The sequence below is a fragment of the Actinomadura napierensis genome, assembly GCF_039529375.1.
GTDB lineage: Bacteria > Actinomycetota > Actinomycetes > Streptosporangiales > Streptosporangiaceae > Spirillospora > Spirillospora napierensis.
This window is the reverse complement of sequence record NZ_BAAAMR010000088.1, coordinates 1-25,274: the sequence shown is the minus strand read 5'-3', so window position 1 is coordinate 25,274 and position 25,274 is coordinate 1. Positions and strand designations below refer to the sequence as shown.

28 protein-coding genes and 1 tRNA gene are annotated in these 25,274 nt (G+C 71.3%); 11 read left to right on the top strand and 18 right to left on the bottom strand.

Features of this window, described 5'->3' with window-relative positions:
* Window positions 1–127 precede the first annotated feature (127 nt).
* The 10 genes from ABD296_RS36225 to ABD296_RS36180 all read left to right on the top strand — a co-directional run bounded on the left by ABD296_RS36225 (window position 128) and on the right by ABD296_RS36180 (window position 9,608).
* The gene (locus ABD296_RS36225) at window positions 128–703 is read left to right on the top strand and encodes a TerD family protein (protein ID WP_344278078.1); all 576 of its coding nucleotides are present in this window, start codon (window positions 128–130) and stop codon (window positions 701–703) included.
* Between the two features lie 33 nt (window positions 704–736).
* Window positions 737–1,315 (top strand): TerD family protein, encoded by a 579-nt coding sequence (locus ABD296_RS36220; RefSeq protein ID WP_344278075.1) that lies wholly within the window; start codon window positions 737–739, stop codon window positions 1,313–1,315.
* A 63-nt stretch (window positions 1,316–1,378) separates the two neighbouring features.
* Entirely contained in the window at window positions 1,379–2,497 is a 1,119-nt protein-coding gene (locus tag ABD296_RS36215; protein WP_344278072.1) for a DUF475 domain-containing protein, read from the top strand.
* An 81-nt stretch (window positions 2,498–2,578) separates the two neighbouring features.
* Window positions 2,579–3,157, top strand: a complete 579-nt coding sequence (locus ABD296_RS36210; protein WP_344278069.1) for a TerD family protein — start codon at window positions 2,579–2,581, stop codon at window positions 3,155–3,157.
* A gap of 15 nt (window positions 3,158–3,172) precedes the next feature.
* Complete coding sequence (locus ABD296_RS36205) at window positions 3,173–4,387, top strand: HpcH/HpaI aldolase/citrate lyase family protein (protein WP_344278066.1); 1,215 nt, start codon at window positions 3,173–3,175, stop codon at window positions 4,385–4,387.
* The gene (locus ABD296_RS36200) at window positions 4,384–5,754 is read left to right on the top strand and encodes a phosphoribosyltransferase family protein (protein WP_344278063.1); all 1,371 of its coding nucleotides are present in this window, start codon (window positions 4,384–4,386) and stop codon (window positions 5,752–5,754) included. Before ABD296_RS36205 ends, ABD296_RS36200 begins: the two co-directional genes overlap by 4 nt.
* On the top strand, window positions 5,751–6,863 hold the full coding sequence (locus tag ABD296_RS36195; protein WP_344278060.1) for a cysteine protease StiP family protein: 1,113 nt from the start codon (window positions 5,751–5,753) through the stop codon (window positions 6,861–6,863). The genes ABD296_RS36200 and ABD296_RS36195 overlap by 4 nt, the downstream gene beginning before the upstream one ends.
* Complete coding sequence (locus tag ABD296_RS36190) at window positions 6,860–7,669, top strand: HAD family hydrolase (protein ID WP_344278057.1); 810 nt, start codon at window positions 6,860–6,862, stop codon at window positions 7,667–7,669. The genes ABD296_RS36195 and ABD296_RS36190 overlap by 4 nt, the downstream gene beginning before the upstream one ends.
* 107 nt (window positions 7,670–7,776) lie before the next feature.
* A complete protein-coding gene (locus tag ABD296_RS36185; RefSeq protein WP_344278054.1) occupies window positions 7,777–9,096 on the top strand; it encodes an MGH1-like glycoside hydrolase domain-containing protein in 1,320 nt (439 codons plus the stop codon).
* A gap of 17 nt (window positions 9,097–9,113) precedes the next feature.
* The gene (locus ABD296_RS36180) at window positions 9,114–9,608 is read left to right on the top strand and encodes a hypothetical protein (protein WP_344278051.1); all 495 of its coding nucleotides are present in this window, start codon (window positions 9,114–9,116) and stop codon (window positions 9,606–9,608) included.
* Here the strand turns inward: ABD296_RS36180 and ABD296_RS36175 are convergent.
* The gene (locus ABD296_RS36175) at window positions 9,605–9,868 is read right to left on the bottom strand and encodes a YtxH domain-containing protein (protein WP_344278048.1); all 264 of its coding nucleotides are present in this window, start codon (window positions 9,866–9,868) and stop codon (window positions 9,605–9,607) included. The two genes, ABD296_RS36180 and ABD296_RS36175, sit on opposite strands and share 4 nt — an antisense overlap.
* A gap of 141 nt (window positions 9,869–10,009) precedes the next feature.
* Here ABD296_RS36175 and ABD296_RS36170 point away from each other — a divergent pair.
* Window positions 10,010–10,082: transfer RNA gene (locus tag ABD296_RS36170), tRNA-Asn, on the top strand.
* A gap of 89 nt (window positions 10,083–10,171) precedes the next feature.
* Here ABD296_RS36170 and ABD296_RS36165 read toward each other — a convergent pair.
* The 17 genes from ABD296_RS36165 to ABD296_RS36085 all read right to left on the bottom strand — a co-directional run.
* Entirely contained in the window at window positions 10,172–10,381 is a 210-nt protein-coding gene (locus ABD296_RS36165; protein WP_344278108.1) for a tyrosine-type recombinase/integrase, read from the bottom strand.
* 196 nt (window positions 10,382–10,577) lie between these two features.
* Window positions 10,578–11,411: a hypothetical protein gene (locus tag ABD296_RS36160; RefSeq protein WP_344278045.1), complete on the bottom strand. Its 834-nt coding sequence runs from the start codon at window positions 11,409–11,411 to the stop codon at window positions 10,578–10,580.
* 314 nt (window positions 11,412–11,725) lie between these two features.
* Window positions 11,726–12,949 (bottom strand): site-specific integrase, encoded by a 1,224-nt coding sequence (locus tag ABD296_RS36155; protein ID WP_344278042.1) that lies wholly within the window; start codon window positions 12,947–12,949, stop codon window positions 11,726–11,728.
* A gap of 50 nt (window positions 12,950–12,999) precedes the next feature.
* Window positions 13,000–13,206 carry a helix-turn-helix domain-containing protein gene (locus ABD296_RS36150; RefSeq protein ID WP_344278039.1) on the bottom strand — a complete coding sequence of 69 codons (207 nt, stop codon included), beginning with the start codon at window positions 13,204–13,206 and terminating at the stop codon, window positions 13,000–13,002.
* Window positions 13,207–13,591: 385 nt separating this feature from the next.
* Window positions 13,592–15,175, bottom strand: coding sequence for a hypothetical protein (locus tag ABD296_RS36145; RefSeq protein WP_344278036.1), 1,584 nt, complete (start codon window positions 15,173–15,175; stop codon window positions 13,592–13,594).
* Window positions 15,172–16,095, bottom strand: coding sequence for a bifunctional DNA primase/polymerase (locus ABD296_RS36140; RefSeq protein ID WP_344278033.1), 924 nt, complete (start codon window positions 16,093–16,095; stop codon window positions 15,172–15,174). Before ABD296_RS36140 ends, ABD296_RS36145 begins: the two co-directional genes overlap by 4 nt.
* Window positions 16,092–17,819 (bottom strand): DNA cytosine methyltransferase, encoded by a 1,728-nt coding sequence (locus ABD296_RS36135; RefSeq protein ID WP_344278030.1) that lies wholly within the window; start codon window positions 17,817–17,819, stop codon window positions 16,092–16,094. The genes ABD296_RS36140 and ABD296_RS36135 overlap by 4 nt, the downstream gene beginning before the upstream one ends.
* Window positions 17,819–18,085 carry a hypothetical protein gene (locus ABD296_RS36130; RefSeq protein WP_344278027.1) on the bottom strand — a complete coding sequence of 89 codons (267 nt, stop codon included), beginning with the start codon at window positions 18,083–18,085 and terminating at the stop codon, window positions 17,819–17,821. Before ABD296_RS36130 ends, ABD296_RS36135 begins: the two co-directional genes overlap by 1 nt.
* Window positions 18,082–19,104 (bottom strand): DUF5131 family protein, encoded by a 1,023-nt coding sequence (locus tag ABD296_RS36125; RefSeq protein ID WP_344278024.1) that lies wholly within the window; start codon window positions 19,102–19,104, stop codon window positions 18,082–18,084. The genes ABD296_RS36130 and ABD296_RS36125 overlap by 4 nt, the downstream gene beginning before the upstream one ends.
* Window positions 19,101–19,526 (bottom strand): hypothetical protein, encoded by a 426-nt coding sequence (locus tag ABD296_RS36120; RefSeq protein WP_344278022.1) that lies wholly within the window; start codon window positions 19,524–19,526, stop codon window positions 19,101–19,103. The genes ABD296_RS36125 and ABD296_RS36120 overlap by 4 nt, the downstream gene beginning before the upstream one ends.
* Before the next feature lie 82 nt (window positions 19,527–19,608).
* Window positions 19,609–19,929 (bottom strand): hypothetical protein, encoded by a 321-nt coding sequence (locus tag ABD296_RS36115; protein WP_344278019.1) that lies wholly within the window; start codon window positions 19,927–19,929, stop codon window positions 19,609–19,611.
* Window positions 19,930–20,163: 234 nt separating this feature from the next.
* Window positions 20,164–22,443, bottom strand: coding sequence for a hypothetical protein (locus ABD296_RS36110; RefSeq protein ID WP_344278016.1), 2,280 nt, complete (start codon window positions 22,441–22,443; stop codon window positions 20,164–20,166).
* A gap of 99 nt (window positions 22,444–22,542) precedes the next feature.
* Window positions 22,543–22,881, bottom strand: a complete 339-nt coding sequence (locus tag ABD296_RS36105; protein WP_344278014.1) for a hypothetical protein — start codon at window positions 22,879–22,881, stop codon at window positions 22,543–22,545.
* Window positions 22,882–22,930: 49 nt separating this feature from the next.
* Window positions 22,931–23,839: a hypothetical protein gene (locus ABD296_RS36100; protein ID WP_344278011.1), complete on the bottom strand. Its 909-nt coding sequence runs from the start codon at window positions 23,837–23,839 to the stop codon at window positions 22,931–22,933.
* Entirely contained in the window at window positions 23,836–24,084 is a 249-nt protein-coding gene (locus ABD296_RS36095) for a hypothetical protein (RefSeq protein ID WP_344278007.1), read from the bottom strand. The genes ABD296_RS36100 and ABD296_RS36095 overlap by 4 nt, the downstream gene beginning before the upstream one ends.
* A 95-nt stretch (window positions 24,085–24,179) precedes the next feature.
* Window positions 24,180–24,362, bottom strand: a complete 183-nt coding sequence (locus ABD296_RS36090; RefSeq protein ID WP_344278005.1) for a hypothetical protein — start codon at window positions 24,360–24,362, stop codon at window positions 24,180–24,182.
* Window positions 24,363–24,537: 175 nt separating this feature from the next.
* A partial coding sequence (locus tag ABD296_RS36085) for a hypothetical protein (protein WP_344278002.1) occupies window positions 24,538–25,274 on the bottom strand: 737 nt, incomplete at its 5' end.

Genomic DNA, 25,274 nt, shown 5'->3' with positions numbered 1-25,274 from the left:
CTCGCGCAGTCCGGACGTTCTCGTGCAATGCGACCGCCAATCAGGGAACGGATAGCATCGCTGCTGCGTCGATATAGCGAGGCGCCTGGCCGGCGTCCGGTACGTCATGCGATCTTGGAGGAACGCCGTGGGTGTCAGTCTCAGCAAGGGCGGCAACGTCTCGCTCACCAAGCAGGCGCCGGGCCTGTCGGCCGTCACCGTCGGGCTTGGCTGGGACCTGCGCACCACCACCGGCACCGACTTCGACCTCGACGCCTCCGCGATGGTGCTGGACGCCTCCGGCAAGATCGTCAGCGACCAGCACTTCGTCTTCTTCAACAACCTGCGTACCCCGGACGGCGGCGTCGAGCACACCGGCGACAACACCACCGGCGCGGGCGAGGGCGACGACGAGCAGATCAACGTCACCTTCGGCGCCATGCCCGCGCAGGCCGAGCGGGTCGCGTTCGCGGTGTCGATCTACGACGCCGACAGCCGCGGGCAGAACTTCGGCCAGGTCCGCAACGCCTACATCCGGGTGCTCAACCAGGGCGACCGGTCCGAGATGGCCCGCTACGACCTGTCCGAGGACGCGTCCATGGAGACCGCGATGGTCTTCGGCGAGCTGTACCGCAGCGGGACGGACTGGAAGTTCCGGGCGGTCGGCCAGGGCTACGCCTCCGGCCTGGCCGGCATCGCGACGGACTTCGGCGTCAACCTCTAACGACTTCTTCCCCGGGAAGGGAGTGGCCCGATCATGGGAGTCTCACTCGCCAAGGGCGGCAACGTCTCGCTGACGAAGGCCGCCCCGAATCTGACCGCCGTCACCGTCGGGCTCGGCTGGGACGTCCGCGCCACCACCGGCGCCGACTTCGACCTGGACGCCTCCGCGCTGCTGCTCGCCGCCACCGGCAAGGTCATGTCCGACCAGCACTTCGTGTTCTTCAACAACCTGAAGAGCCCGGACGGATCCGTCGAGCACACCGGCGACAACCTGACCGGTGAGGGCGAGGGCGACGACGAGTCGATCAACGTCGACCTGACCGGCGTGCCGCAGGAGTGCGACCGCATCGTGTTCCCGGTGTCGATCTACGACGCCGACAACCGGCAGCAGAACTTCGGGCAGGTCCGCAACGCCTTCATCCGGATCGTCAACCGGGCCGACGGCAGCGAGCTGGCCCGCTTCGACCTGACCGAGGACGCCTCCACCGAGACCGCGATGGTCTTCGGCGAGCTGTACCGGCACGGCGCCGAGTGGAAGTTCCGCGCGGTCGGACAGGGGTACGCCTCGGGTCTGGCCGGAATCGCGATGGACTTCGGCGTCAACGTCGGCTGAGGCCGGCGACCCCGCCCGCCGGCCGGCTCCGTCCGGCCGACCTTTTCTCACAGAAATACGCGCATGATTCTTCGCACCTTCGGTTGGGCCTTCGGCATCACCGTCCTCGGCCTTCTGGTCGCCGCCCTGTACGACGGGGGGACCGGGCTGGCCCTGGTCGCCGTCCTCGCAGTGCTGGAAATCTCGCTGTCGTTCGACAACGCCGTGGTCAACGCCAAGGTGCTGGACCGGATGAGCCCGTTCTGGCAGAAGATCTTCCTCACCGTCGGCATCGCGATCGCGGTGTTCGGGATGCGGCTGGTCTTCCCGCTGCTCATCGTCGGCGTCACCGCCAAGCTGAACCCCTACGACGCGTTCGACCTGGCGCTGAACGACCCGGACCGCTACCACCACCTGATGAACGACGCGTACCCGATGATCGCGGCGTTCGGCGGCATGTTCCTTCTGATGCTGTTCCTGGACTTCGTGTTCGAGGAGCGGGCCGACAAGTGGCTGCCGTGGCTGGAGGCGCCGCTGCAGCGGATCGGCAAGCTCGACCAGCTGTCGGTGGTCGTCGCGGGCGGCGCGCTGGCCTTCACCGCCGGGCTGTTCGCCGACGACCCCGGCCAGGTGATGATCGCCGGCGTGCTGGGGATGGTCACCTACATCCTGGTCAACGGGCTGGGCGAGCTGTTCTCCGAGGCGACCGAGGAGGACGAGGACGAGGACGGCGGGGAGGACGCCGCCGAGGAGCGGGCCCCGGCCCGGTCCGGGCCGAGCTCGCTGGCGCTGGCCACCGGCAAGGCCGGGTTCTTCCTGTTCCTCTACTTGGAGGTGCTGGACGCCTCGTTCAGCTTCGACGGCGTCATCGGCGCGTTCGCGATCAGCACCGACCCGATCATCATCGCGCTGGGCCTCGGCATCGGCGCCATGTACATCCGGTCGCTGACGGTGTTCCTCGTCCGCAAGGGCACCCTGCACGAGTACATCTACCTCGAGCACGGCGCCCACTGGGCGATCGGCGCGCTGTCGGTCTGCATGCTGGTCAGCATCGGCCGGCACGTCCCCGAGTGGCTCACCGGCGGGATCGGCGCGGGCCTGATCATCGCCGCGTTCATCAGCTCCGTCGTGCGGAACCGGACCGAGGGCGGTGCCGCCGCCGGGGCGGGCGAGGACAAGCCACTGCACTCCAGCAAGCTCTAGGACCCGCGCACCGTCCGCCAGGATCCGCGCGCACCGTCCGCACCCCGCGACGATTGAGCGTCATCACCGAAGGAGACGACGATGTCGATTTCGCTGCAGAAGGGGCAGAAGGTCTCGCTGGCCAAGCCCGGCGGCGGCACCCTCACCCGGGTCAGGATGGGCCTCGGCTGGGACGCCGTCGCCAAGAAGGGCCTGTTCGGCAAGGGCAAGGCGCAGTCCATCGACCTGGACGCGTCCTGCCTGCTGTTCGACGGCAGCGGCAACCTCGCCGACTCGGTGTGGTTCCGCCAGCTGCGCAGCAAGGACGGCTCGGTCCAGCACACCGGCGACAACCTGACCGGCGCGGGGGAGGGCGACGACGAGGTCATCAACGTCGACCTGCAGGGCGTCCCGGCCAACGTCGTCCAGCTGGTGTTCACGGTGAACTCCTTCACCGGGCAGGACTTCTCGCAGATCGAGAACGCGTTCTGCCGGCTGGTGGACGAGACGACCGGCCAGGAGATCGCCCGCTACGACCTGAGCGGCTCGGGCCAGCACAACGCGCAGATCATGGCGAAGGTGTCGCGGGACGGCGAGGGCTGGTCGATGACCGCGATCGGCGCGACGGCCACCGGCCGCACCTTCCAGCACCTGCTGCCGGCGGTGTCCGCCCATCTGTGATCCGACGTTTCATTTGTGACCGGGAACATGCGGCATTTCGACCATATTGACACCGCGTACCGCAAGCACCTGTTCCACCGCCATCCCCGCCCCTTCGGCCGGCATGACGATCCGGACGTGCTCGCGGTGGCGCTCGGCGCGACCCTGTACTGCCCCGCCACCCGCCCGGCGCTCGCCCGCGACATCGAGAAGGCGGCGCGGCGCGGCGTCACGAGCATGGTCGTGTGCCTGGAGGACGCGATCGCCGACGACGAGGTCCCCGAGGGGGAGGCCAACCTGGTCGCCCAGCTGCGGGACCTGCACGCCCGGGGCGCCGGCGGGCCGGACGCCGGCGACCGGCCCGGGGACCGCTCGATCGGGGGCGTGCCGCTGCTGTTCGTGCGGGTCCGCGAGCCCCGCCAGATCGGCGCCATCGCCGCCCGGCTGGGGCCCGCCGCCGGGCTGGTCAGCGGGTTCGTGCTGCCGAAGTTCACCGCGCCGGCCGGTGGAGCGTTCCTCGACGCGATCGAGGACGCCGCCGCCCGCACCGGGCTGCGGCTGCTGGCGATGCCGGTGATCGAGAGCCCGGACGCGGTGCACAGCGAGACCCGCACCGAGATGCTGCACGACGTGGCGCGGCTGCTGGCCAAGCACCGCGAGCGGATCCTCGCGGTGCGGATCGGCGCGACCGACATGTCGGCGGCCTACGGGCTGCGCCGCCCGCCCGACCTGACGATCTACGACATCCGGCCGGTCGCCGCGGCGATCACCGACATCGTCAACGTGCTCGGCCGCGCGGACGGCAGCGGCTTCGTGCTGACCGGCCCGGTCTGGGAGTACTTCTCGGCGGGCGAGCGGATGTTCAAGCCGCAGCTGCGCCAGTCGCCGTTCGAGGCGCAGCGGGCCGCGCCGCTGCGGCAGCGGCTCATCACCTCCGACCTGGACGGGCTGATCCGCGAGGTCCATCTGGACAAGGCGAACGGGCTGACCGGCAAGACCGTCATCCACCCGACGCACGTCGCGGCCGTCCACGCCCTGTCGGTCGTGACGCACGAGGAGTACTGCGACGCCGCCGACATCCTCGGGTTCACCGGGGGCGGCGCCATGGCCAGCTCGTACGCGAACAAGATGAACGAGGCGAAACCGCACCGCGCCTGGGCGGAACGGCTGATGCTGCGCGCGCGCGTGTTCGGGGTGGCGGCGCGGGACGTCACGTTCGTCGAGCTCCTGGAAGCCGCGGGCAGCCGATGACGGCTGTGTGGCCGGGCGAGTGGGTGGCGTCGCGGCTCGGCGTGCGGCTGGCGGACGGCGCCCGTCCTGCCGGTGCCGGGCTGGCCTCGCTGGTGGGGCTCGCGGTCCGGCGCAACCCCCGGCGTGCTCATCTGCTGGTGTCGGCCGTGCTCGGTAAGCACGTCCCCACCGACCCTCGCCTCGTCTACGGGTCGGGGTTGCTGCTGGGGGAGCTCGTGCGCGCGCGCCTGCGGGACGAGGCGGCGTCCGTTCCGTCCGGTTCGCTTGCGGACGCACTGGCGGGCGTTCCCGGTGCCTCTGCGGCCCTGCGCGACGCTATGCGAGAGCCGCACCCGCCTGTGAACGCCATAGTCCTCGGCTATGCCGAGACCGCTACCGCACTAGGGCATTCGGTGGCGGACGCGTTGGGCGGCGCCTACTACCTGCATTCCACCCGCCGCCCGGTGCCGGGCTTCGTCGCCTACGGCGGGTTCGAGGAGGAGCACAGCCACGCTACGAGCCATCTGCTGCTGCCGTCGGATCCTGCGGCGCTCGACCGGGACGTGCCGGTCGTGCTCGTGGACGATGAGCTCTCGACAGGGCAGACGGTCCTCAACACCATTTTCGCCCTACACGAGATCCGCCCCCGGAAGCATTACGTCCTGGCGGCACTGATCGATCTGCGCAACGAGGAGGACCGCGCACGCGTGGACGAGCTGGCCGTGCGGCTGGGAGCGCGTATCGACGCCGTGTCGCTCGCCGGAGGACGTGTAGAGCTGCCCGATGACGTCCTGGAGATGGGGGAGCGGATCGTCTCCGAGCTGTCGGCGGACGTTGCGCCGCCGCGAGAGCACGGTGCCTTCCCTATCGCGCGCATTTCGCCGGGATGGCCGCACGGCGTGCCGGACGGCGGCCGTCACGGGTTCCTGCCCGAGCATCGCGTCGCCCTGGAGAAGGACCTGCCGCGCATGGCCGACGCGATGGCAACGGAACTCGGGGCCGGTGCGTCCCGGGTCCTCATGCTCGGGTTCGAGGAACTGATGTACGCGCCATTGCGGCTGGGGGAGGCGCTCGCTGACGCCCTGCCGGGTGTGGACGTCCGCTACTCCACCACCACCCGGTCGCCGGTCTTGGCGGTAGACGACCCCGGATACGCCATCCGCACCAGGATCGCCTTCCCCTCCCACGACCACCCGGCGGACGGGCCGGGGGAGCGGTACGCCTATAACGTGGCGCCCGCTTCTGATGGGCCGGCGTTCGACCGGATCGTTTTCGTCGTGGACGACGTGGGCGACACCCAGGCGCTCACCGACGGGCTGCTGGCGCGCCTGCGTTCGCTGGCGCCCGTCCTGGTCGTGACGGTCCCGTCCTATAGGGGAGACCAGTGAGGCCGCTGTACGGGCCCGATTTCGGCAGCTACCCGGCGGAGGACGTCACGTGGCTGCTGAAGGATCTGTCGGACGTCCGGCTAGAGGCGCCCGCGGAGGAACGTGAGGCCGCGGTGCAGACGGGCCGCGCCCACTACGCCGAATCACTGCCCATCGAGTACCAGCCGGGCCCGGAGTACCGGCGCCTGTTCCACGAGGCACTGGAGGCGTCCGCCGAACGGCTCGCGTATGCGACCGGTCTCGTCACCGAGCAGATCCTCGCCGAACGCGGCCCGGACGTCGTGCTGGTCTCGCTCGCGCGCGCGGGCACGCCGGTCGGGATCCTGGTGCGGCGCTGGGCCCGGTACGCGCACGGCCTCGACCTGCCGCACTACGCAATCAGCATCGTCCGGGATCGCGGCATCGACACCGTCGCACTGCGGTACCTGGCCGGACGGCACGACCCGTCCGCCGTCATGTTCCTGGACGGCTGGACGGGCAAGGGCGCCATCACCCGCGAGCTGACCGCCGCGCTCGCGGGGACCGCGTTCCGCGATGACCTGGCCGTCCTCGCCGACCCCGGCCGCTGCGCGCCGCTGTACGGCACCCGCGACGACTTCCTGATCCCGTCCGCGTGCCTGAACTCGACCGTGTCCGGGCTGGTCAGCCGGACGGTCCTGAACGACCGGCTGATCGGCCCGGACGACTTCCACGGCGCGAAGTTCTACGCCGACCTGGCCGCCGACGATGTGTCCGCGCTGTTCCTCGACACCGTCTGCGCGCGGTTCGCGGACGTGGCCGAGCGCGTCGCCAAGGACGCGCCGGGCCTGGCGGCGTCCGACCGCGCGCCCGACTGGTCGGGGTGGGAGGCGGTCCGCGACGTCGCCGGGGAACACGGCATCGACGATCTCAACCTGGTCAAACCGGGCATCGGTGAGACGACCCGGGTGCTGCTGCGCCGCGTCCCATGGAAGGTCCTCGCGCGCAGCGACGCGGGCCCCGAACTTCGGCATATCAGACACCTGGCGGAGGAGCGCGGCGTGCCCGTCGTGGACGTCGAACCTGACCGCTTCCCCTATGCGTGCATGGGGCTCATCCATCCGCGGTTCGGCAAGGGAGCGGCCCAGTGAGCGTGCTGGTGTGCTCCGACCTGGACCGCACGCTCATCTACTCGCAGGCGGCCTTCTCCCTGCACGGCCCCGACGAGACCATGCCGCGCCTCGTCTGCGTCGAGTTCTACCAGGGCGCGCCGCTCTCCTACATGACGGAGACGGCCGCGCAGGCCCTTGAAGCTCTGGCCGCGTCGACCGTGTTCGTCCCCACGACGACGCGGACGCCGGAGCAGTACAGGCGCATCCACCTGCTGGAGAAGACGCCCGCATACGCGATCTGCGCGAACGGCGGGCATCTCCTCGTCGACGGCGAGGACGACCCGGCCTGGTTGTCCGCCGTCCGCGCCCGCATCGCGGACGGATGCGCGCCGCTCGACGAGATCCGCGACCACCTCACCGCGGTCGGCGGCGAGTTCGTGCTCAAGCGGCGCACCGCCTCCGACCTGTTCGCCTACACGGTCGTCGATCGCGCCGCGCTCCCGCCCGCCTGGGTCACCGACCTCACCGGCTGGTGCGCCGAACGCGGCTGGCGGACCTCCCTGCAGGGCCGCAAGGTCTACTGCCTGCCCGCCTGCCTGACCAAGGCCGCCGCCGCGGCCGAGGTCGCCCGCCGCACCGGCGCCGCCACGATGCTCGCCGCCGGCGACTCGCTGCTCGACGTCGAACTGCTCGAAGCCGCCCACCGGTCGATCCGCCCCGCGCACGGCGAACTCCACGACGCCGGTTGGACGTCCCCGTCCACCGCCGTCACCGCGTCCCGCGGCATCGCCGCCGGCCAGGAGGTCACGGACTGGCTGCTGCACGCGGCGGAAAATCACCGCTGACCGCCCGCCCCCGTCGACAACCGACGCCGCGCAGGGGGTCGCCGGGGCCGCGATCGCGGGTCACAATCACACTAGACCCCGGCCCGGGAGGAGGTACCCCTGAGCGCATGAGCTCCCGTCTCACCGGCGACGAGACCGCCCTGTGGAAGGCCGCGGCCCGCGTGCTGGACGCGAACTGGACCGGGACCGCGACCGCCGCGTCCCCCGGCCTCTACCCGCACCAGTGGAGCTGGGACTCCGCCTTCATCAGCCTCGGCCTGGCCCGGCACCGCCCCGCCCGCGCCGAGGCCGAACTGCTCTCGCTCTTCCGCGGCCAGTGGGCCGACGGCATGCTCCCGCACATCGTGTTCAACACCTCCCTCGCCCGGCACGCGTTCTTCCCCGGCCCCGACCTGTGGTGCAGCGCGCAGCAGCCCGCCGCGCCGCGCGGCGTCCACACCTCCGGCCTCACCCAGCCGCCCGTCCACGCGCTCGTCGCCCTCCGCCTGCACGAATGCGCGCACGACGGGGAGAGCAGCCGCGCCTTCCTCGCCCGCCTCTACCCGATGCTCGCCGCCCAGCACCGCTACCTCGCCACCGCCCGCGACATCGGCGCCGCCGGCCTCGCCGCGATCTGCCACCCCTGGGAGTCCGGCCTGGACAACAGCCCCGCCTGGGACCGCCCCCTCGCCGCCCTCCAACTCCTGCCCACCGCCTACGCGCCCGGTCACCGCGCCCGCACCCTGCCCACCGGCGAGGACTACGACCGCTACGTCCGGCTCGTCGCCCTCCTGCGGGAGGCCGGCTACGACCCCGCCTACCTGCGCGAATCGCACCCGTTCGCGGTCGAGGACCCGCTGTTCAACGCCACCTACCTCGCCTCCACACACGCCCTCGCCGAGGTCGCCCGGATCGTCGGCGCCGACCCCGCCCCGCACGTGGAGGCCGCGCAGCGCGTCCACACCGCCATGCTCGACCGCCTCTGGGACGCCGACACCGGCTGCTTCCGCGCCCGGGACCTGCGCGACGACCGGCTCCTGCCCGTCATCACCGCCGGGTCCTTCGGCCCGCTCCTCGACCCCGAACTGCCCGCCGCGCACGTCCGCAACCTCGTCGACCTGCTCCTGTCGGCCCGGTTCGCCGGCGCCGCCGGCTACCCCGTCCCCACCTGCGACATCCAGGCCCCCGCCTTCGACCGCGGCGGCTACTGGCGCGGCCCCACCTGGATCAGCACCAACTGGCTCATCTGGTACGGCGCCCTCGCGCACGGCCTGCCCGTCGTCGCCGACCTGCTCTACGGCTCCACGATGCGGCTCGTCCGCCAGTCCGGGTTCCGCGAGTTCTTCGACCCCTTCGACGGCACCGGGCGCGGCAGCCACGACTACTCCTGGTCCGCCGCCCTCGTGCTGGACCTGCTCGCGGCCCGCCGCGCCCCGCAGGCCGCCTGATCGCCTACCGTTGGGGCATGCGCCTACTCCGGGGCCACCTGCCCTCCGCGGTCCGCGACGCGCTCACCACCGAACGCGGCGAACGCGTCCTCGCGTCCGCTCCCACCCGCGGCGGCTCCCACGTGGTCGCCACCACCACCGCCCTGCACGTCCCGGCCCCGTCCGGCGGCTTCACCCGCGTCCCGTGGGAGCGCGTCGACCAGGCCACCTGGAAGGACGGCTGGCTGCACGTGACCGAGACGTCCGGCGGCGCCGAGCACCACGTCCGCCTCACCGACCCCGGCTCGGTCCCCGAGACCGTCCGGGAACGCGTCACCGCCACGATCGCCGTCACCCACCACGCCAGGCTCCCCGGCGGGGGGAAGGTGCGCATCGCCGGCCGGCGCCCCGCCACCGGCGGCGACGTGCGCTGGACCTTCGTCTTCGACGCGGGCCTCGACCCCGCCGACCCGGGCCTGCGCGCCCAGGCCGAACAGGTCCTCGAGGACCTGCGCCGCCAGACGGGCCTCTAGCCCGGGTACACCTTCGGTTCGGCGTCGGCGTCGGCGTCGGCCTTGTGGCGGCCGGGCATCTGCTGCGGCACCTTCTCCTTCGCGGTGGAGGCCAGCTCGCCGCCCTTGGCGCGCAGCTTGCCCGCGGCCTCCTGCACGTTCGGGTTCTCCGACACCTGCTGCGACAGGCGCTTGATCTGCTCGTAGCGCTCCCGTCCGGCCTTCGTCCCGAAGACGTAACCGATCGCTGCGCCTGCCATGAACATCATTCGCGACTTCATGTCCAACTCCCTGTGGGGGCCGATCGTCCAACCTCCATACCCGCGAACACCGCCGCCATCCCTCACGCGTGCGCGAACAGCCCCGCACATGCGCTAACCTAGACGCGCTGGCAGGGGCCCACGGCCCCGCCGCACGCACGATCCCGCGTAGCTCAATCGGCAGAGCAGCCGGCTGTTAACCGGCAGGTTATTGGTTCGAGTCCAATCGCGGGAGCTTCCCCCATGGGCACATAATCGCAGGTCAGGGCCCGGTTCGGATCAACGAGCCGGGCCCTGATGCGTTGTGCCTGACCTGCTGCCTGACTACCGATCGCTGATCATGCCCGGGAAGATGCGATCCATCTCCGTGGCGCCGTCCTCCAGGACGGGCCGAAGCTCGTGCCGGTAGACGGTCTCCGTCACGCGGGTGCTGCTGTGGCCCACCAGCCGGGCGATGTGCTCCGTCGGCATTCCGCTGTCCGACAGCAGCGAGACGAAGCTATGCCGCAACTCCCGCGGCGTCCAGGCGTCCAGGCGTCCGGGGTCAGGCTGGCGCGGGCCGCCACCCTCAAAGTGGCTACTTCCCGCGTGCGAGGCCCAGAGGCCGTGCCGTAGACCATCTGAACAGGTTGACTTGGGACTGGACCACTATGTTGTTGCTCGATCTCGGCCTGTGCGGGTTTGAGAAGACGTTGGAGTAGATCCCGCTTCCAGCATGAGCTCGAAAAGCCTAGTCGTTTTTAGGCGGGCTGCATTCTTGGCACCACTCAGTAACGGTATGGGGATCAATATTGTACTCTGGGTCGACTCTAACCTTGTTGCGTCGAAGGTTTGATCGGTAGTGCGTTCCCTGAAAGTCAATATGGTAGCCTGCGCGTAGGGCGCCAAATCCGATGTGGCTCCACAACTCCGTTATCTGGTGTCGGCTCTGACTGTATCGGCACTGCGATCCGCCCATCCAAAGCGAACCACTGGGAATGTTGTGGACATCTGCGAGGTGGTGCTCCATCGCGAAGATGTCAAGGCGCAGGGATAGGTCAAGTGATAGCCCTTGAGGCTTTGCTGACGCCCCATCGAGGAACCGAATTAACGCACTTGGCACCTGGACTCGATCGTCGGCCAGCCGGCATGAAATGTGCTTCACAAAGTAGCGGACGGCATCGTCTCGGTCGTCGCGCCAATTCTTGCCGTATACGTCGGATAGCTTAAATCGTTGACCGTCCGCAATCCGCCGAGCAGTTGTGGTGATATATTCACTCAACTTGTCGTATGCGTAGTCAAATGGCTGGCTACGCGTGTTGTTGCACCGTTGGCAGAGTGACTTGTCGAACTTCAGTCCGTTAGAATCGGGACCCCTGATCCGCTGATGGATAGGATTGTCTTCCTGCACGCGCAGCAAGGCGGCCTTCCCTGACCACGGTCCCTTCCCGAACTGACGAATGACATCTGACTTCTTGTACTTGTGTTCCCGTGAATCAGCGACCGCGCCGCACCACCAGCAAGCACCTTGGTAGTCGAATCTGGCATCCTCGGGAATCTGTGGCGGATCTTGATCATTTGGCACGGCTCATCCTTCGAGACGTCGTGTAGAATCCTTAGCGCGTTTAACGTATGTCTGCCCTCCATTATTCCCATTTGCCGGGTCACCTCCTCGTTTTCGAAGCAACCCATCGTGCGGTGTCCGGCGATACGCCTCGACAGTTGTTCCAGGCGTGCGTGCGTAAGCTGGCCGCCCACCTACCGCTGCTTGTACTCGCGGATGTACCGCACGAGGGCGGGGTTCAGCTTGAGCATCCCCTGGGCGCACAATCCCAGGTCAGGGCCCGGTTCGGATCAACGAGCCGGGCCCTGATGCGTTGTGCCTGACCTGCTGCCTGACTACCGATCGCTGATCATGCCCGGGAAGATGCGATCCATCTCCGTGGCGCCGTCCTCCAGGACGGGCCGAAGCTCGTGCCGGTAGACGGTCTCCGTCACGCGGGTGCTGCTGTGGCCCACCAGCCGGGCGATGTGCTCCGTCGGCATCCCGCTGTCCGAGAGCAGCGAGACGAAGCTATGCCGCAACTCCCGCGGCGTCCAGGCGTCCGGGGTCAGGCCGGCGCGGGCCGCCACCCTCCGGAAGCCTCGTAGGACGCTCATGGGGTCCCGCTCGCCCCCGTCCGCGGCGGGGAAGACGTAGCGGTCACGGGGGAGCGGGAAGGCGCCGCCAGCGTCCATATGGGCCCCGCCCCGCACGCTGTAGAGATCGTGCAGGGCGAGCACGCACCGAGACGGCAGTTTCAGGCTCCGTCTTGACCTCTCTGTCTTCGTGTCCCCGCCCCGCCGGACGGAGCGCCAGACGTAGACAGCGAACTCGCGACAATTCCAGCCAGCCTCATCGACGGGGAGCCATGCCTCGCGCTCCTCCTGATAGGCGACGACGTGAGACCAGCGCAGCGCCCTCAGCTCCTCCGTACGCGCGCCGATCAGCAGCGAGAGCACGATGTAGGCGTGCATGTCGGCCTCACCGCTTGCTTCGGCGGCTTCCAGCAGCGCCACGGCCTGGTTGAACGACAGCGATTTCGAGGGGCGCCCGCCCTTCCCGCGGGGGACCTCACAGAGCAGGACAACGTTCCTCTTGACCTTGTCGCGGGCTTGAGCCCGCGCGACGGCTCTTCTGAGGATCGAGTGCATCTCTCGGAGTGTCTTCGTGCTGTGGGTCTTCGCCTTCTGCGCCAGCCAACGGTCCACGTCGTCGGCCGACAGCTCGCGCAGCTTGCGGGCGCCGAGATCCGGAATCACGTGGTTCTGGGCGAGGCTCGTCCGGTTCTTCACCGTGTTCTCGTCCCGGTCGGGAAGACCGTATTCGAGCCAATTCTTCACCGCATCGGCCACGGTGTACCGGGTGTCTTCGCTCGGCAGCCCGTCCGCGTGGTCGCGCAGCTTCTCTTGGAGCTTCTTGAGTGCCCTGGTCTTGCTCTTGTCGCTGGCCGTTCGGACGATGCGCTTTCCGGCCGGCGTGTAGCCGACGGTGATTTCGGCGATCCATCGCTGACGCTTCTCACTCCAGCGGAGACCGCCATCGCCGCGCGGACGGCGCTTGGAATCTGCGCTCTCGGGCAATCCTTAACCTTTCTCTGGTTCGGGTCTTCTGGTTCGAGGGGCGGGGCTCCTTACGACGCCTCGCGCTCCAACAGCTCGATGTACTCGGCGATGGCCTTGCCGGGGATGAGGCGGGATCGGCCTTCCTTGACCGAGCGCAGGCGGCCGGAGCGGATGAGTTCGAAGATGGTGTTGCGTCCCAGGGACAGCAGGGTCATGGCGTCTTCGACCTTGAACAGGCGCATGTCGGGCGGCACGGTGAGCGGCTGTTCGGACATGATGGGGCGACCTCCGTTGGTGAGGTAGGCCCCGGCGGGTGTGCTTGGCGGTGTGTCCGCCGGGGCCGTCTGAGTGTGGGTGAACGAGGAACGGCCGCCCCCGGCAGGTGGGGGCGGCCGTTCGTGCTGTGCGGGAGGGGCTGAAACATCTCGGCATCTCGGCAACTCGGCAGTTGTGGCCGTGAGCTGAGGTGATGGGTGCCGAGATGGTGGCGGTCGGGCTCGGAGCATCTCGGCAGTCGGGGGGCTATCTCGGCAACCGGTGCCGAGTTGCCGAGATGGCCGTTGGCTGGGTTTGTGTATCTCGGCAAGAGTCTGTGCAGGTGAGCGGCGGGTTTGCCGAGTTGCCGAGATGCCGAGATGTTTCAGCGGGTTCCGGGACCGGTCACGCATGGGACTCTCCGTCGTGGTGCTCGACCCAGAACACGTTTCGGTTGCCGCGTTCGTGTTTGCCGGAGCGGATGACGTAGTCGCCGCGCCACCGGCCGGCCTGTCCGGTGAGCAGGCGGCCGAGGGACAGTGAGTTGGGCAGGCGGCCGGTGTGGGTGGTGATGAACTGCCCTTCCCACCTGTCGTGTTCGTCCAGCCCGATCCGGTCAGGTTCGCCGGAGTTGCGGAGTTCAGCGGCGGTCATGCGCTGCGAGCCGTGCAGGCTGTGCCAGCAGGCCAGGAACGCGTGCCAGCGGGTTTCGTCTTCGTCGATAGCGCGGACGTCGGCAGCGTTGGCCAGGAACCCCTCGATGCCGTGGTGGGCCAGGAACCCGCCGAGGGAGTGCGCCCATGGCGTGAATTGCCGCATGGAGAGGGTGTCGGCGCGCGGCGCGCCGTTGCCGGTCCAGTCCAGGACCAGCACCAGCAGGTGCCACAGCACGGTGAGCTGGTTGGCCGGGCTGGTGATCCATTGGTCCAGGTGCGGGATCCCGAAGCGGCTTTGGTCGCGTTGCTCGGGCCGGGGCATGTTGGGGTCCAGGTGCACCCGGACGGTGCGCGAAGCCATGTCCCCGCCGACTTGCAGGTTGTTGCCGGTGGCCATCCACAGCCGGTCGTTGACGGTGGCGATGTTGCGGGACGCGCCCAATTGCCGGTCAGACCACACCCCGGCGGTGACCAGCAGCGCGAGGGTGGCGGAGTCGATGACGGTGCCTTCGGCGAGGTTGTCCCACACCACCACGCCGACCTGTTCGGCCAGCACCGCGGTGATGGATTTGCGGAGTTCCTCTTCGGTGTAGGCCCAGGGGATGACGCGCTGGCCGTAGAGCATGCCGGGGCCGCCGGTCAGGATGGACTTGCCGGAGGCGGGCATGGTCGCGTCGATCAGCGCGAACGGTGTCAAGGACCGGGTGAAGTGCCGCAGGATCGGGGTGACCAGCAGCGCCACGTAATTGGCGCGGTCGGCGGGGCTGGCCCAGGGGAAGTCGCGCAGGAACCGGTTGAGCACGAAGTCCCGCGCCTTGTGGACCTGTTCGGCGGTGGGCCGGTCGGGGACCGGCGGCAGCGCGACCTTGGACGCCAGGTACAGGCCGGTGGCGGGGTCGTAGCCGGGGCGTTGCAGCAGGGTGCCGTCGCGGCGGAGCACCGGCGCGCCGATCACTCCGCGCAGCGGGGCCAGGCCGGGCCAGGTCTTGCCGGCCAGCACGGAGGCCAGGATGTCGCGGGGCGGAGTGACCTCCTCCTCATACAGTTCGACGTCGCCGTTCTTGCCGGTCTTGCGGGACCGGAGCCGGTAGACGTAGGCGTGTTCGGCCAGCAGCCCGGCCAGGGTGGCGGGGGTGACCGGGCTGGCGGTGACCGGCAGGGGTGAGTCTTCGTCGGCGGCCGGGGAGGTCTGCCCGCCCGACACCGTCTCCATGTGCACCAGCGACCCGGCCGACACGTAGGTGTCGGGCAGGGTGCCCTTGGCCAGTTCGGCTTTGAGGACGCGGATGGTTTCGGGGCCGGATCCGGCTTGCAGCCGGGGCAGGTCGGTCATGCGGGCACGCTCCTGGGGCGTTGGGTGCCGGCGCGGAACCCGGACCGGATGGTCCGGCGGGCGGGCATCTCGCCCAGCCCGGCGCGCACGGCGGCAGCGGTCAGCAGTTGCTCGGTGTCGTCGGGGTCCAGGGCGCCGCCGGCGACCAGTTGGCCGAGGGCGACGGCGGCGCCGTACAGGGTGGCGTTGCGGCGCCCGGAGGGGGCGGCGGCGATCGCGTCCAGGCTGGCCGTGACCGCCTTGTGCAGGTAGGCGCCGCGGTTGCCGGTGGCCAGCCGCACCGTCACCGGCCGTTGCGGCGGCAGCGGCGCCGGGCGGAGCCGTTCGGCCAGCCACCCAGGCAGCGGCGCCGGGGCGATGGTGTGGATCGGCTGATAGGTGCCGGTGCCGTCGGGCAGGTCCACGAAGGAGCCGGGGCCGACGACGTATCCGCCGTCGCCGCGGGTGTCGACCTTCCACCCGAGCCCGTTGCCGTGCTCGCCCCCGGTGTTGGTCAGCCGCACATCCGCCGGGGCGGTGAAGTACAGGTGGAACCCGCCGCGGCGGGTCCGGACTTGGAAGGTCTCCAGCGGCATCGGCTGCCCGGCTTCTTCGCAGACCATGGCGAAGACGTCGGCGCCGTCGTTGACGCCGGGCAGCGCCCACCGGTCCGGCGGGCGTTCGCCGGGCTTGGGCAGGTCCAGGTCGATCACCAGCAGTCGGGACGGTCCGCAGGCGATCCCAATGTTGTAGGGGCGGCGGGCCCAGATCCGCCGGATCGCGTCGGGGTCGGTGGTGGCCGTCCGCGTCCACCTCACCCCGTGGGGTGGTTCCTTGTCGCCCGGGGCCAGCGGGAAGACGTGCCAGCCCCGGGCAGCGCACGCCAGCACGTAGCGGAGCAGCGCGGCGGCGGTGGGCGGTGTCGGCGGGGTGGTCGTCATGGGGCGGGCTCCAGGTCTTGGCCGGTGATGGCTTCCACCAGGGCGGACATCAGGACTTCGGCGACGGGCGGGGTGACGGCGTTGCCGTACTGGCGGACCTTCTGCCGCTTGTTGCCCAGCACGATGTAGTCGGGTGTGAACGCCATCGCGGCGCCGATCTCGTGGGGTTCGAGCATGCGGAACAGCACGTCGTCCAGGTCGAGTTCGGCGGCCCCTTCGGCGAGGGCGTACCGGTCGCGTGTCGGCAGCGTCCCGATCGGCTCGCCGGTCGGGCGGGCGGCGCCGTTGCCGTAGTAGGGCACCAGCAGGTGTTCGGCGGTGAGGAGGGACTGGTGGCCGGCGGTGGTGAGCGTGCGCAGCGGCTCGGACGCGGGCGTGCACATCTGCGCGAGGTCACCGCGGGGGGTGTTGTTGCGCATCACCATCGCGGCCGTGGTCGCTGCGGGGGCCACCAGGCCGTGGTGGTTGCCGGACGCGGTGACCGTGGTGAGTGGGTCACCGATCGGGCGGGCGTTCTCCTTGTCGCCGCCGCCGCGCAGCGGGACCAGGAACGGCTCGGCGAGCGTCCCGGCGGGTGCCCTGGTGGGTGTCTGGGCCGTGAGCGCGATCCCGGTCTCGTTGCGGGCGGTCTGGGTGCGCAGGGGCAGTGAGGCGGGTGCGGCGGTCTTGCCGGGGCGGCCCTCCACCGGCACCATCAGTGGCACGGCGATGCCGTCGTTCTCGCGGGTCGTGCGGGCCGGCATCGGGTCGGCCACGGTCGTGGCCTGGGTGCGCCACGTCCCGCCCGCCGGGGCCAGGACGGGGGCCCAGTACCGGGTGATCCCGGCCTGGATGCGGGCCAGGGTCGCCGGGGCGAGGGGCTCGTCCCGGTCCCCGATCCGCCGTCCTTTGAGCGTCCAGTCGATCGCGTGGGCGGCGGGCAGCACGTCGGGTTCCACGACCTGGTTGCGGCAGGAGGTGGACGGGCAGCGGTACAGGTACTGCTGGCGGTAGCGGCCCATGAACGCACCGGGCTTCTTGAACACCTGCATGGCCGCAACGGTGTGGTCGCAGGCCGGGCAGTACGCGCGCGGGGACAGCCACTTGCGCAGGTCCGGGCGCCGCCCGAACGCCTTGTGCAGGTACAGCACGAACGCGCGGTCACGCGACTGGGGGGCGCGCGGGGTGCGGACCGGGCGGGCGTGCATGGAGTTGTAGGCGATCACGTAGACGTCGTAGGGACCGATGGCCTCGATCTCGCGGCGCCAGCGGGTGAACTGGTCCCACTTGGTGACCTGGACGACGTTCTCCACGATCCCGCCCAGCACTGGGCGGCCCTTGCCCGCCCAGTACCGCAGGTAGCGGGGCACCTCCTCCATCAGCGCGCGGGCGCGGGCCACGTTCTCCTCCGGCCCGTCGGGGCCGAACAGCACCTGTTGGTTGGTGCGGTCGAAGTCGCGTTTGACGCCGCGGGCGTCGGTCCAGGGCGGGCAGGCCGGCGACGCCCAGAAGATCGCGGCCCAGGGGAAGCGGGTGATGTCGGTCTCGACCACGTTGCCCTTGTAGTGCTCGACGTCGGGGAAGTTGGCGGCGTGCGAGGCGATCGCGGTGTCGTCGTGGTTGGCGACGAAGATCGGGCGGACCCCCGGCACGGCGGCGGCGCCCTGGGTGGAGCCACCGGCGCCGGAGAACTCGTCATACAGCGACAGCTCATCGCCGGGCGCCCAGCGGGTGAACAGGGCCATCAGGCACCTCCGGTCATCGAGGTGGGGTCGGGCATGCGGTCAGGGGTGCGCCGGTCAGCGGCCCGGAAGCCGGGGCTGTCCAGGCGGCGCAGGCGACGCGGGAACGGGATCACCTGGCGGGATCCGTCGAGGCGGCGCACGAGCACGTTGCGGGGCCCGCCACCGGGCGCCCAGCGGGCCAGGACCGTCACGACCTCGGGCGGGTCGTTGCGGCCCGACAGGCGGTCGCCGGGGTCGAGGTAGCGGCGCCCGATCATGCCGGTCACGCGGCCCCGTCCCGGTTCGCCGGGCGGGCGGGCAGGTGTGCGGGCATGGCGTTGTGGGTGCGGCCGTCCAGGACGCGGCCAGCGGCCTTCTTGCCGACGCGCCATACACCGGCCCAGGTCCTGGTGGCGGGAGCGTGGTCGGCGGGCACGGTCTGGCCGGTCTCGGCGCACACGTACAGGTCCGGGCTGCGGTGGGGGCTCGGGGTCTGCCAGGTGTAGGCGCCGTGCTGCTTGTGGAAGTAGGCCACCCCGGCGGCGGCGCACTGGTCACGCAAGTTGCGGAACCAGTGGGGGTGCGCGGGGCGGGCGCCGGGGCCGGACTCGCCGCCGCTGATGACCCAGTCCAGGCCGTGGAAGCGGTCGCAGCATCCGCCGGCGTGCACGTAGCTGGCGGTGAGCCCGTGGCCGCGCTGGCTGCCGCAGGTCCACACCGCCCGGGTCAGGTCGATCGGCCCCAGCAGCGGTTCGGCGGAGACGAACCGCACCGCGGCCGGGGTCTCGATCAGGGCGGGGATGCGCCGTTCGGCCCATGGCTGGTTCTCGGCGGACACTCCCAGCCACACATTCGGCAGTGGCCACCGCCGGTACGGCGCAGCGACCGGGGCCAGGCCGTGGTCGGCGGCGGCCCGTTCGTACACCGCGGCGGTGAACCGGGAGTCGCGCAGCAGGGACCGCATCCGGGCGTGCCGCTTGGTGAGGACTTGGAAGGTGTGCCGGGGCGCGGCGAGCATGACGGCGAACACGCGGGCGATGTGCTCGGCCGGGACGCCGGGGTGGAACAGGTCGGACATGGAGTTGACGAACACCCGCCGCGGCGCCCGCCACCCCAGCGGCTGCCCGAGCCGCTCGGGCCGCAGCACCAGGTCGAATCCGCGCTCGAAGTGGTGGCCGGGCACGCCGCGCCAGCGTTCGGCGAATGTCTCGGCGTAGCAGTGATCGCAGCCGGGCGAGACCTTCGTGCAGCCGGTCACGGGGTTCCAGGTGGCGTCGGTCCACTCGATCGCGCTGCGGGCGCTCATGCGGCACCGCCGTCCTGCGGTCCCCGCCCGTCGTGCGGGTTGCGCTTGGAGGGCGGCCAGACTGGTGCCCAGTCCGTCAGGTCTTCGTTGTCGGGGGTGATGACGGTGCCGTCGGGGGTGAGGACGAATTCGTGGCCGTTGTGGCAGGTCCACAGGTCGCCTTGCCGGTCGGGGTCCAGGGCGGCCCAGCAGGTGCCTTCGGTGAGGCAGTACGGGCAGTCGGGGCCGTCGGCGATGGGCCAGCGGGTGATGGGGATGGCCCAGTCGGTGCGGCAGGGGTGGCAGTGCCAGACGTTGGCCTGGCCGCCGTCGAGGCGGTCGGCGGGGCCGATGAACACGACCTCGGTGGGGGTCTGGCAGGTGGGGCAGTCGGGTGGTTGCAGCACCGGCCACTGATCGGCGGGCGGGTAGGCGTGGGACATGACGGGCCGTCTCCCTTCCGGGGTGTGGGCAGAAGAAGGTCCCGGGACCGGCAGGGCGGTTCCCGGGGCGCGGTGGTGGTGGTCAGTGGTGGCGGTGGCGCGTCGTGGCGCGGGCGCCGGGGCGTAGTTGGCGGCGGGTGCCGCCGCAGCGGCGGCAGACGCGCATGGTTCCGGTGAAGAGTTGGCCGCGGTGCAGGCCGGTGCCGTTGCAGGCGCGGCAGGTGCGCAGCGGGTGCAGTTGCACTGAGATGACGTGCGCGACGGCCCAGATGAACGCGGCCAGCATCAGCAGCAGCCACAGCCCGCCCCCGCCGCCGTGGTGCTCGGCGGGCGGCTTGGTCGGGGTCGGTGACGGCGTCAGCACCAGGGCGGTGAGGGAGGTGGGCGGGCAAGAGGGCAGCATGATGTCTCCCGCTTGACGGGGGTCGGGATGAAGGAGGGGCGCGCGCCGACCCCCGCGGGATTCGGACGCGCGGGGGTCACTCAGCGTGCAGCGGGTGAACTGTCTCGCGGGAACTGTCCCAACTGTCCCGCGCTGGTGCGTGTTCGCGTCCACGCGCGCGCGTTGGGGCCGGTGGGACAGTTGGCTGGGACAGTTCGCGAGACAGTTCGTTGGACAGTTCGGCCCGAACGCCGGTCACTCGGCGTGATCGTCGGGGGCGTGGTCAGGCAGGTAGTAGCGGGCCGCCTTGCCGCGCCCGGCACGGGTGATGATCTCGTCCTTGCACAGGGATCCGAGGTATCGGGCGACGGTGGAGCGGGACGCGTCCAGGCGCGCCACGAGTTCGTCGCGGCGCGCGCCCTTGGCGCCGCGTTCGGCCAGCAGGCCGGTGACGGCCTGCACGATGGGTTCGGGCACGGCGGTGTTGTCGATGCTCTGCTGGGCGGCGTTCAGGTCGTCCAGCCGGGTGGGCTGTTCGGGCGGCGGGACGGTCTCGGCGATGAACTCGTCCAGCCGGTCCACCAGTCCCTTGGCGGCTTGGTCGACCGCGTCGGCGTCGGCGGGGTCGAACCCCCAGCCCGCATCGTGGCCGCCCTGCCGGTGGCCGGGGGCGGTGCCGGTTGCGGGGCGGGGCGGCGGCTTCGGCGGGGTCGTCCAGCCCGGGGCCGCCGGACGCTGCCCGTCCTGCTCACCGGCCGTGGCCGTGCTGGCGGCGGTGCTGGTGGCGGGGCTGGGGTGGCGTTCGGTGTAGCCGGGCAGGGTTTCGGCGATCGCTGGTTCCAGGCGCGCGTCGGCGGGCCCGTAGGCGGCGGCCAGCGCTTGGACGGTGTCGCGGTCGAACAGGGCGCGGGTGCGGCCGGCCTGCCAGCGGCCCCCGGACCTGGCCAGTAGGATCACGCCTTCGGCGCCGGATCCGTAGGTGGACATGTCGGGGTAGCCGAGGGTCTCCCAGTCGGGGATGGCCTTGGTCATCTCCTTGGTGTCGGACACCCGGCCCACGATCTTGGTGTGGGTGTTGGCGCTGCCTTCCTTGGTGCCGGTGTGCTGGACGACGTTGCGCTGTTTGGCGGTGACGGCGACCACGCCACCGGAGCGGCCCCGCCGGTGCACCTTGTCCAGCACGGGCTTGACCAGGTGGGCGATGGTGGAGTCCAGGCCGGTGGCGGTGTCCTGCTCATCGATGATCAGCAGGATCACCGGCGCGTCGGCGGTGGGGGTGTGGGTGCCGCCCTGGCAGGCGATCGCGCGTTCGTCCACGATCGCGTCGATCCAGCCCAGGATCTGCAGCGCCTTGTCCTCCTCGCCGACGCCGGCGGCCTCGTGCAGGTGCGCGCCCCACAGGCTGGGGATGACGCCCTTGCCCAGGTCGATCGCGATGGTCAGCACGTCGCGGCACTCGGCGGCCTGCTGGACGATGTTGGACAGGGTGTTGGTCTTGCCGCCGCCGTTGGTGGCCACGATCTCGGTGTGCCGGGCGCCGCCGGAGTCGAACAGCACCAGTTCCAGATCGTCGCCGGTTTCGGGGTCGGTTCCGAGTACGAACGGGCCGTCCAGGATCGACCGGCGCCCCTTCACCGGCGCCGCACCGGCCGCGGCGGCTTCGGTGACGGCGGGGTGCGGGACGGGCTGGGACCACAGGTCCACCAGCTGGATGGTGATCCAGGCGATCCGGGCGTTCTTGCGGTGTGTGGCGATGCGGACGGCGTCGGCGCCGATGCCGTAGCAGCGGGCGATCTGCTCTGCCAGGTCGCCGCGTTCCAGCCGGGACGCCGAGGGGCCTTCCACGCCGAGGTCGATTTTGAACTTGACGCCGGTGCGGGTGCGTTCGGTGCGCAGCAGCCGGGACCCTTCCAGCCCGGCGAGGCCCGCGATGGTCTCCCATTTGGCCTGTGCCTCGGCGAACCGGCGGCGTTCTTTGAGGACGTCGGACCAGGTGTAGGCCGACCAGCCCGCCGACGCGGTGAGGGTGTAGCCCAGCAGGGTGGGCAGGTTGGTGATGCCGGTGGCGGCGGCGGTGGCCAGCCACACCGGGATCCCGGCGGCGATCGCGGCGATCGCGCCGGAGTAGCGGGGCGATCCGTGGGTCTTGTAGGTCGCGACCCACGCGGCCAGCGCCGCCGGCGTCGCGAACGCTCCCAGCAGCAGCGAGTCGCCGGGGGCGTAGACGTGGGCGAGGTGACCGGCGGGGTAGAGGGCGGCCAGGCCGGTACCGAGTCCGCGGGTGTCGGGCGAGGCCATCACCCAGCGGCCATAGGCGCGGGCCAGCGGCCCGAGCACCGGGCGCCGCGGCGCCGCACGGCGGTCCATGAGCGCAGGCGCCAGGGCGGGCATCAGCGCGTCGAGCGCCTCGGCGTCGGAGTAGCCGCGGCGGCGGCCCCCGAAGCGGCGACCGGAGCGGGCACCGGCACGGCCACCGACGCGGCCGGTGGGGCGCTGTGGGCGGCCGAAGCCACCTCGTGCAGGTCGTTTCAGCATTCCAGAGGACTCCTTGTCCAGGTCGGACACGCAAAACGGCCGTGCCGCCACCCTCCAGGGACAGGGGTGGCGGCACGGCCGAACGCAGTGGCAGGCAGGTCAGGCGGCGCGGCGTCCGCGGCGGGGGCCGATGATCCGGATGCCGCGGGCGGCGATGGTGCGGGCGTCTTCGAAGTAGTCGGCGAAGTTGGCCGCCGCGCCGCGGGCGGCGTGTTCGGCGTCGGTGAGGTCGTCGGCCAGGTGCTGGAACTGCAGGGTGATCGCGGGGGGCATGCCCCGGCGGGTCAGCTCGCCGGTCCAGGCGTCGACCGCGTCGGCCAGGCCGCCCATCAGGGCGGCGATGGCCAGGCTGGTGGCGATGAACTCGCCGTCGGTGTCGGGGGCGTCGAACTCTACGACGAAGCGGCCGGGACGCCGGCCGCGGGGACGCGGAAGCATCCTCAGACTCTCCTCTTGTTGTGGTGCGGGAACGGGGGTGGCGGCGGGGCTATTCGGGGTCCTCGCCGGTGAACTCGATTCCGGCGGCGGCGATCTCGCGGGCCTCGGCGAACCAGTTCTCGAACAGCACGGTCGCCAGCGCGGTGCGGGCGGCGCCGTCCACCAGTCCTTCGTGGACCCGTTCCAGAGGCCCGGTGACGACCGGCGGCAGGCGCCGGGTCATCAGTTCGTCGTTCCAGTCCTCTACCGCGACCCCGATTCCGCGCAGCATCTGTTGCAGGTCGGCGCAGGCGGACAGGAACTCCTCATCGGTGTCGGGGGCGTCCAGGTCCAGCGGCACCGCGATGCGCATCCGGGACTGTGCCCGCGCCCGCCCCCGCGCCCGGCCTCGCCCGCTGCTCTGCCCACGGGGAGCGCCTCCGGTGGCGCGCCCGCGCATCGTGGTCCCGGTGGGGTGGCCGGGCGGCATCGGGATCGGGGAGCGCGGCGCCGCCGGGTGCGATCCCGGCGGCAGCGGCCGTGGTGCCCCGCCCCGCGGCAGCACCGGCTCGTCCGCAGTCCGCGTGCCGCCCGGACCGGCTCCAGCAGGGTTGCCGGAGCCGGTAGTGGTGGCGGTGTTGGCGGAGCGGTTGCGGCGGCGGAAGAACGTCACGGTGCGGTCCTGTTCTGTGCGTCGCTGCCAGCGGGACGCGGCGCGGGCGTGGGCCGACCGGGCGCGTCGGCGGACGCGCGGGGCCGTGCGGCGCACCGTCGAGCCGATCGCCCGGCCGCCCAGGTCGGCCACCGCGTCGCCGAGCATGGACTCCTCGGTGCGTGGGGCTCCGGCGGAGTTCCACGCCTTGACCAGCAGCGAATCGCGGCGGGCGCGCTGGCGGGGCTGGTTGCGGCCCCGTGACTGCCGGACGGCGTGCGCGCCGCCGACGAACGCGGCCGACCCCAGGAACATCAGCTCGATCATCGGCCGCCCTCCTCACCAGCACCGGACCCGGTCCCGGTCGGGGGCGGGGGCGCTGCGGTGCGGCGCGCTTCGATGATCGACACGGCCAGCATCAGCGCCAGCCACAGCGACCACTGACCGGCTGCGGTCCACCACAGCGGCCAGCCCAGCAGCACCTTGCCCACCCCGGGCAGGGCCAGCAGGCACGCCAGCGTGCCCAGGCTGGGCCGGTTGGCCCACAGCCGCCCCGCCAGCCGCCTTGGCAAACGTCGAGTCTCGCGGGGTGTCGGGTGGGGGCGGGCCCTGCCCGGCCCCGCCGAGGCGGGGGCGGGCAGGGTCTGCGAGGGGCGCGGACGGGCGCTCACCGGAAGGCCCCGTCCAGCATGCCCGACAGCGAGTTCAGGCCGCTCACCAGCCTGAGGCCGATCGGGGTGGAGGCGGCCAGCAGCCCCCACGAGCACAGCGCGAACAGCATCACGTAGGAGACCTGGCGGGCCCAGATCATGAAGACCAGCCCGCCGGTCAGCAGAGCCAACAGGATCATTCGGGTTCTCCCTTTCACAGGGGGCGATCGGGGATCGGTTCGGCGGTCCGTACCGCCGACCCCGCCCACACCCAGCCCGGCCCGGGCGGCGCACAGCCGCAGCCAGGGCGTGAGGGTGTGGGCGAGATCCGAGAGACGGACCATGCACGGGCCGGTCAGGGTGGACCGACCGGGGTCAGGTGCCGTGCGGGAGTTCGGCCAGGGCCCGCACTCCCGGGGCGTGGCCGGTGGGGGTGTCGCGCAGTTCCTGGTAGCGGCCGGCGACCCAGCCGATGGACCAGCCGCACCGCTCGGCGGCGGCGCGCACCGACAGCCCGGCCGCGAACGCCGCGGCCACGATCTGGCGGGCTTCGCCCTCGGGCCGCTTCTCGGCGGCGGGCCCGGTGTTCAGCAGTGCGCGCCGTTCACGCTCGGCGCGTTCAGCCCGCTTGTGTTCGGCGTCGCGGCGGGCTTGTTCACGCTCGCGTTCACGGCGCTCGGCGCGTTCACGTTCCTGTGCGGCGCGTTCACGCTCGGCGCGCCGTTCACGTTCGGCGGCCTCCGCACGCCGGGCTTCCTCGCGCGCCAGCGCGGCCTCGTGCTCGCGTTGCTCGCGCGCCAGCCGGGCCTGGTGCTCGCGTTCCTCCCGGGCGCGCTGCCGCTCGGCTTCGGCGCGCTCGGCGGCGACCCGCTCGCGCGCCGCCTGTGCGGCGTGCTGGCGGGCTTGCTCGGCGATCAGCGCGTCGGAGATGGCGCGGCGGTAGGCCAGCCCGGTCTCGGCCGTCACGATCAACAGCAGCGGCGCCACCGCGTGCACCGCCACCCCGACCATGTCCTTCTTCAGCGCGGAGTCGGCGATGTTGAGGGACAGGGTCATGGCGCCGGTCATCGTGCGCAGCACCGCCGGCCACCGGCCGCCATCGTGGCCCAGGC

Bases quoted from the DNA above. Each gene is read 5' to 3' on its own strand.
- ABD296_RS36220 (WP_344278075.1), top strand. From the start codon at position 737: ATGGGAGTCTCACTCGCCAAGGGCGGCAACGTCTCGCTGACGAAGGCC.
- ABD296_RS36215 (WP_344278072.1), top strand. From the start codon at position 1,379: ATGATTCTTCGCACCTTCGGTTGGGCCTTCGGCATCACCGTCCTCGGC.
- ABD296_RS36210 (WP_344278069.1), top strand. From the start codon at position 2,579: ATGTCGATTTCGCTGCAGAAGGGGCAGAAGGTCTCGCTGGCCAAGCCC.
- ABD296_RS36200 (WP_344278063.1), top strand. From the start codon at position 4,384: ATGACGGCTGTGTGGCCGGGCGAGTGGGTGGCGTCGCGGCTCGGCGTG.
- ABD296_RS36185 (WP_344278054.1), top strand. From the start codon at position 7,777: ATGAGCTCCCGTCTCACCGGCGACGAGACCGCCCTGTGGAAGGCCGCG.
- ABD296_RS36180 (WP_344278051.1), top strand. From the start codon at position 9,114: ATGCGCCTACTCCGGGGCCACCTGCCCTCCGCGGTCCGCGACGCGCTC.
- ABD296_RS36175 (WP_344278048.1), bottom strand. From the start codon at position 9,868: ATGAAGTCGCGAATGATGTTCATGGCAGGCGCAGCGATCGGTTACGTC.
- ABD296_RS36150 (WP_344278039.1), bottom strand. From the start codon at position 13,206: ATGTCCGAACAGCCGCTCACCGTGCCGCCCGACATGCGCCTGTTCAAG.
- ABD296_RS36145 (WP_344278036.1), bottom strand. From the start codon at position 15,175: ATGACCGACCTGCCCCGGCTGCAAGCCGGATCCGGCCCCGAAACCATC.
- ABD296_RS36140 (WP_344278033.1), bottom strand. From the start codon at position 16,095: ATGACGACCACCCCGCCGACACCGCCCACCGCCGCCGCGCTGCTCCGC.
- ABD296_RS36135 (WP_344278030.1), bottom strand. From the start codon at position 17,819: ATGGCCCTGTTCACCCGCTGGGCGCCCGGCGATGAGCTGTCGCTGTAT.
- ABD296_RS36125 (WP_344278024.1), bottom strand. From the start codon at position 19,104: ATGAGCGCCCGCAGCGCGATCGAGTGGACCGACGCCACCTGGAACCCC.
- ABD296_RS36120 (WP_344278022.1), bottom strand. From the start codon at position 19,526: ATGTCCCACGCCTACCCGCCCGCCGATCAGTGGCCGGTGCTGCAACCA.
- ABD296_RS36115 (WP_344278019.1), bottom strand. From the start codon at position 19,929: ATGCTGCCCTCTTGCCCGCCCACCTCCCTCACCGCCCTGGTGCTGACG.
- ABD296_RS36110 (WP_344278016.1), bottom strand. From the start codon at position 22,443: ATGCTGAAACGACCTGCACGAGGTGGCTTCGGCCGCCCACAGCGCCCC.
- ABD296_RS36105 (WP_344278014.1), bottom strand. From the start codon at position 22,881: ATGCTTCCGCGTCCCCGCGGCCGGCGTCCCGGCCGCTTCGTCGTAGAG.
- ABD296_RS36100 (WP_344278011.1), bottom strand. From the start codon at position 23,839: ATGATCGAGCTGATGTTCCTGGGGTCGGCCGCGTTCGTCGGCGGCGCG.
- ABD296_RS36090 (WP_344278005.1), bottom strand. From the start codon at position 24,362: ATGATCCTGTTGGCTCTGCTGACCGGCGGGCTGGTCTTCATGATCTGG.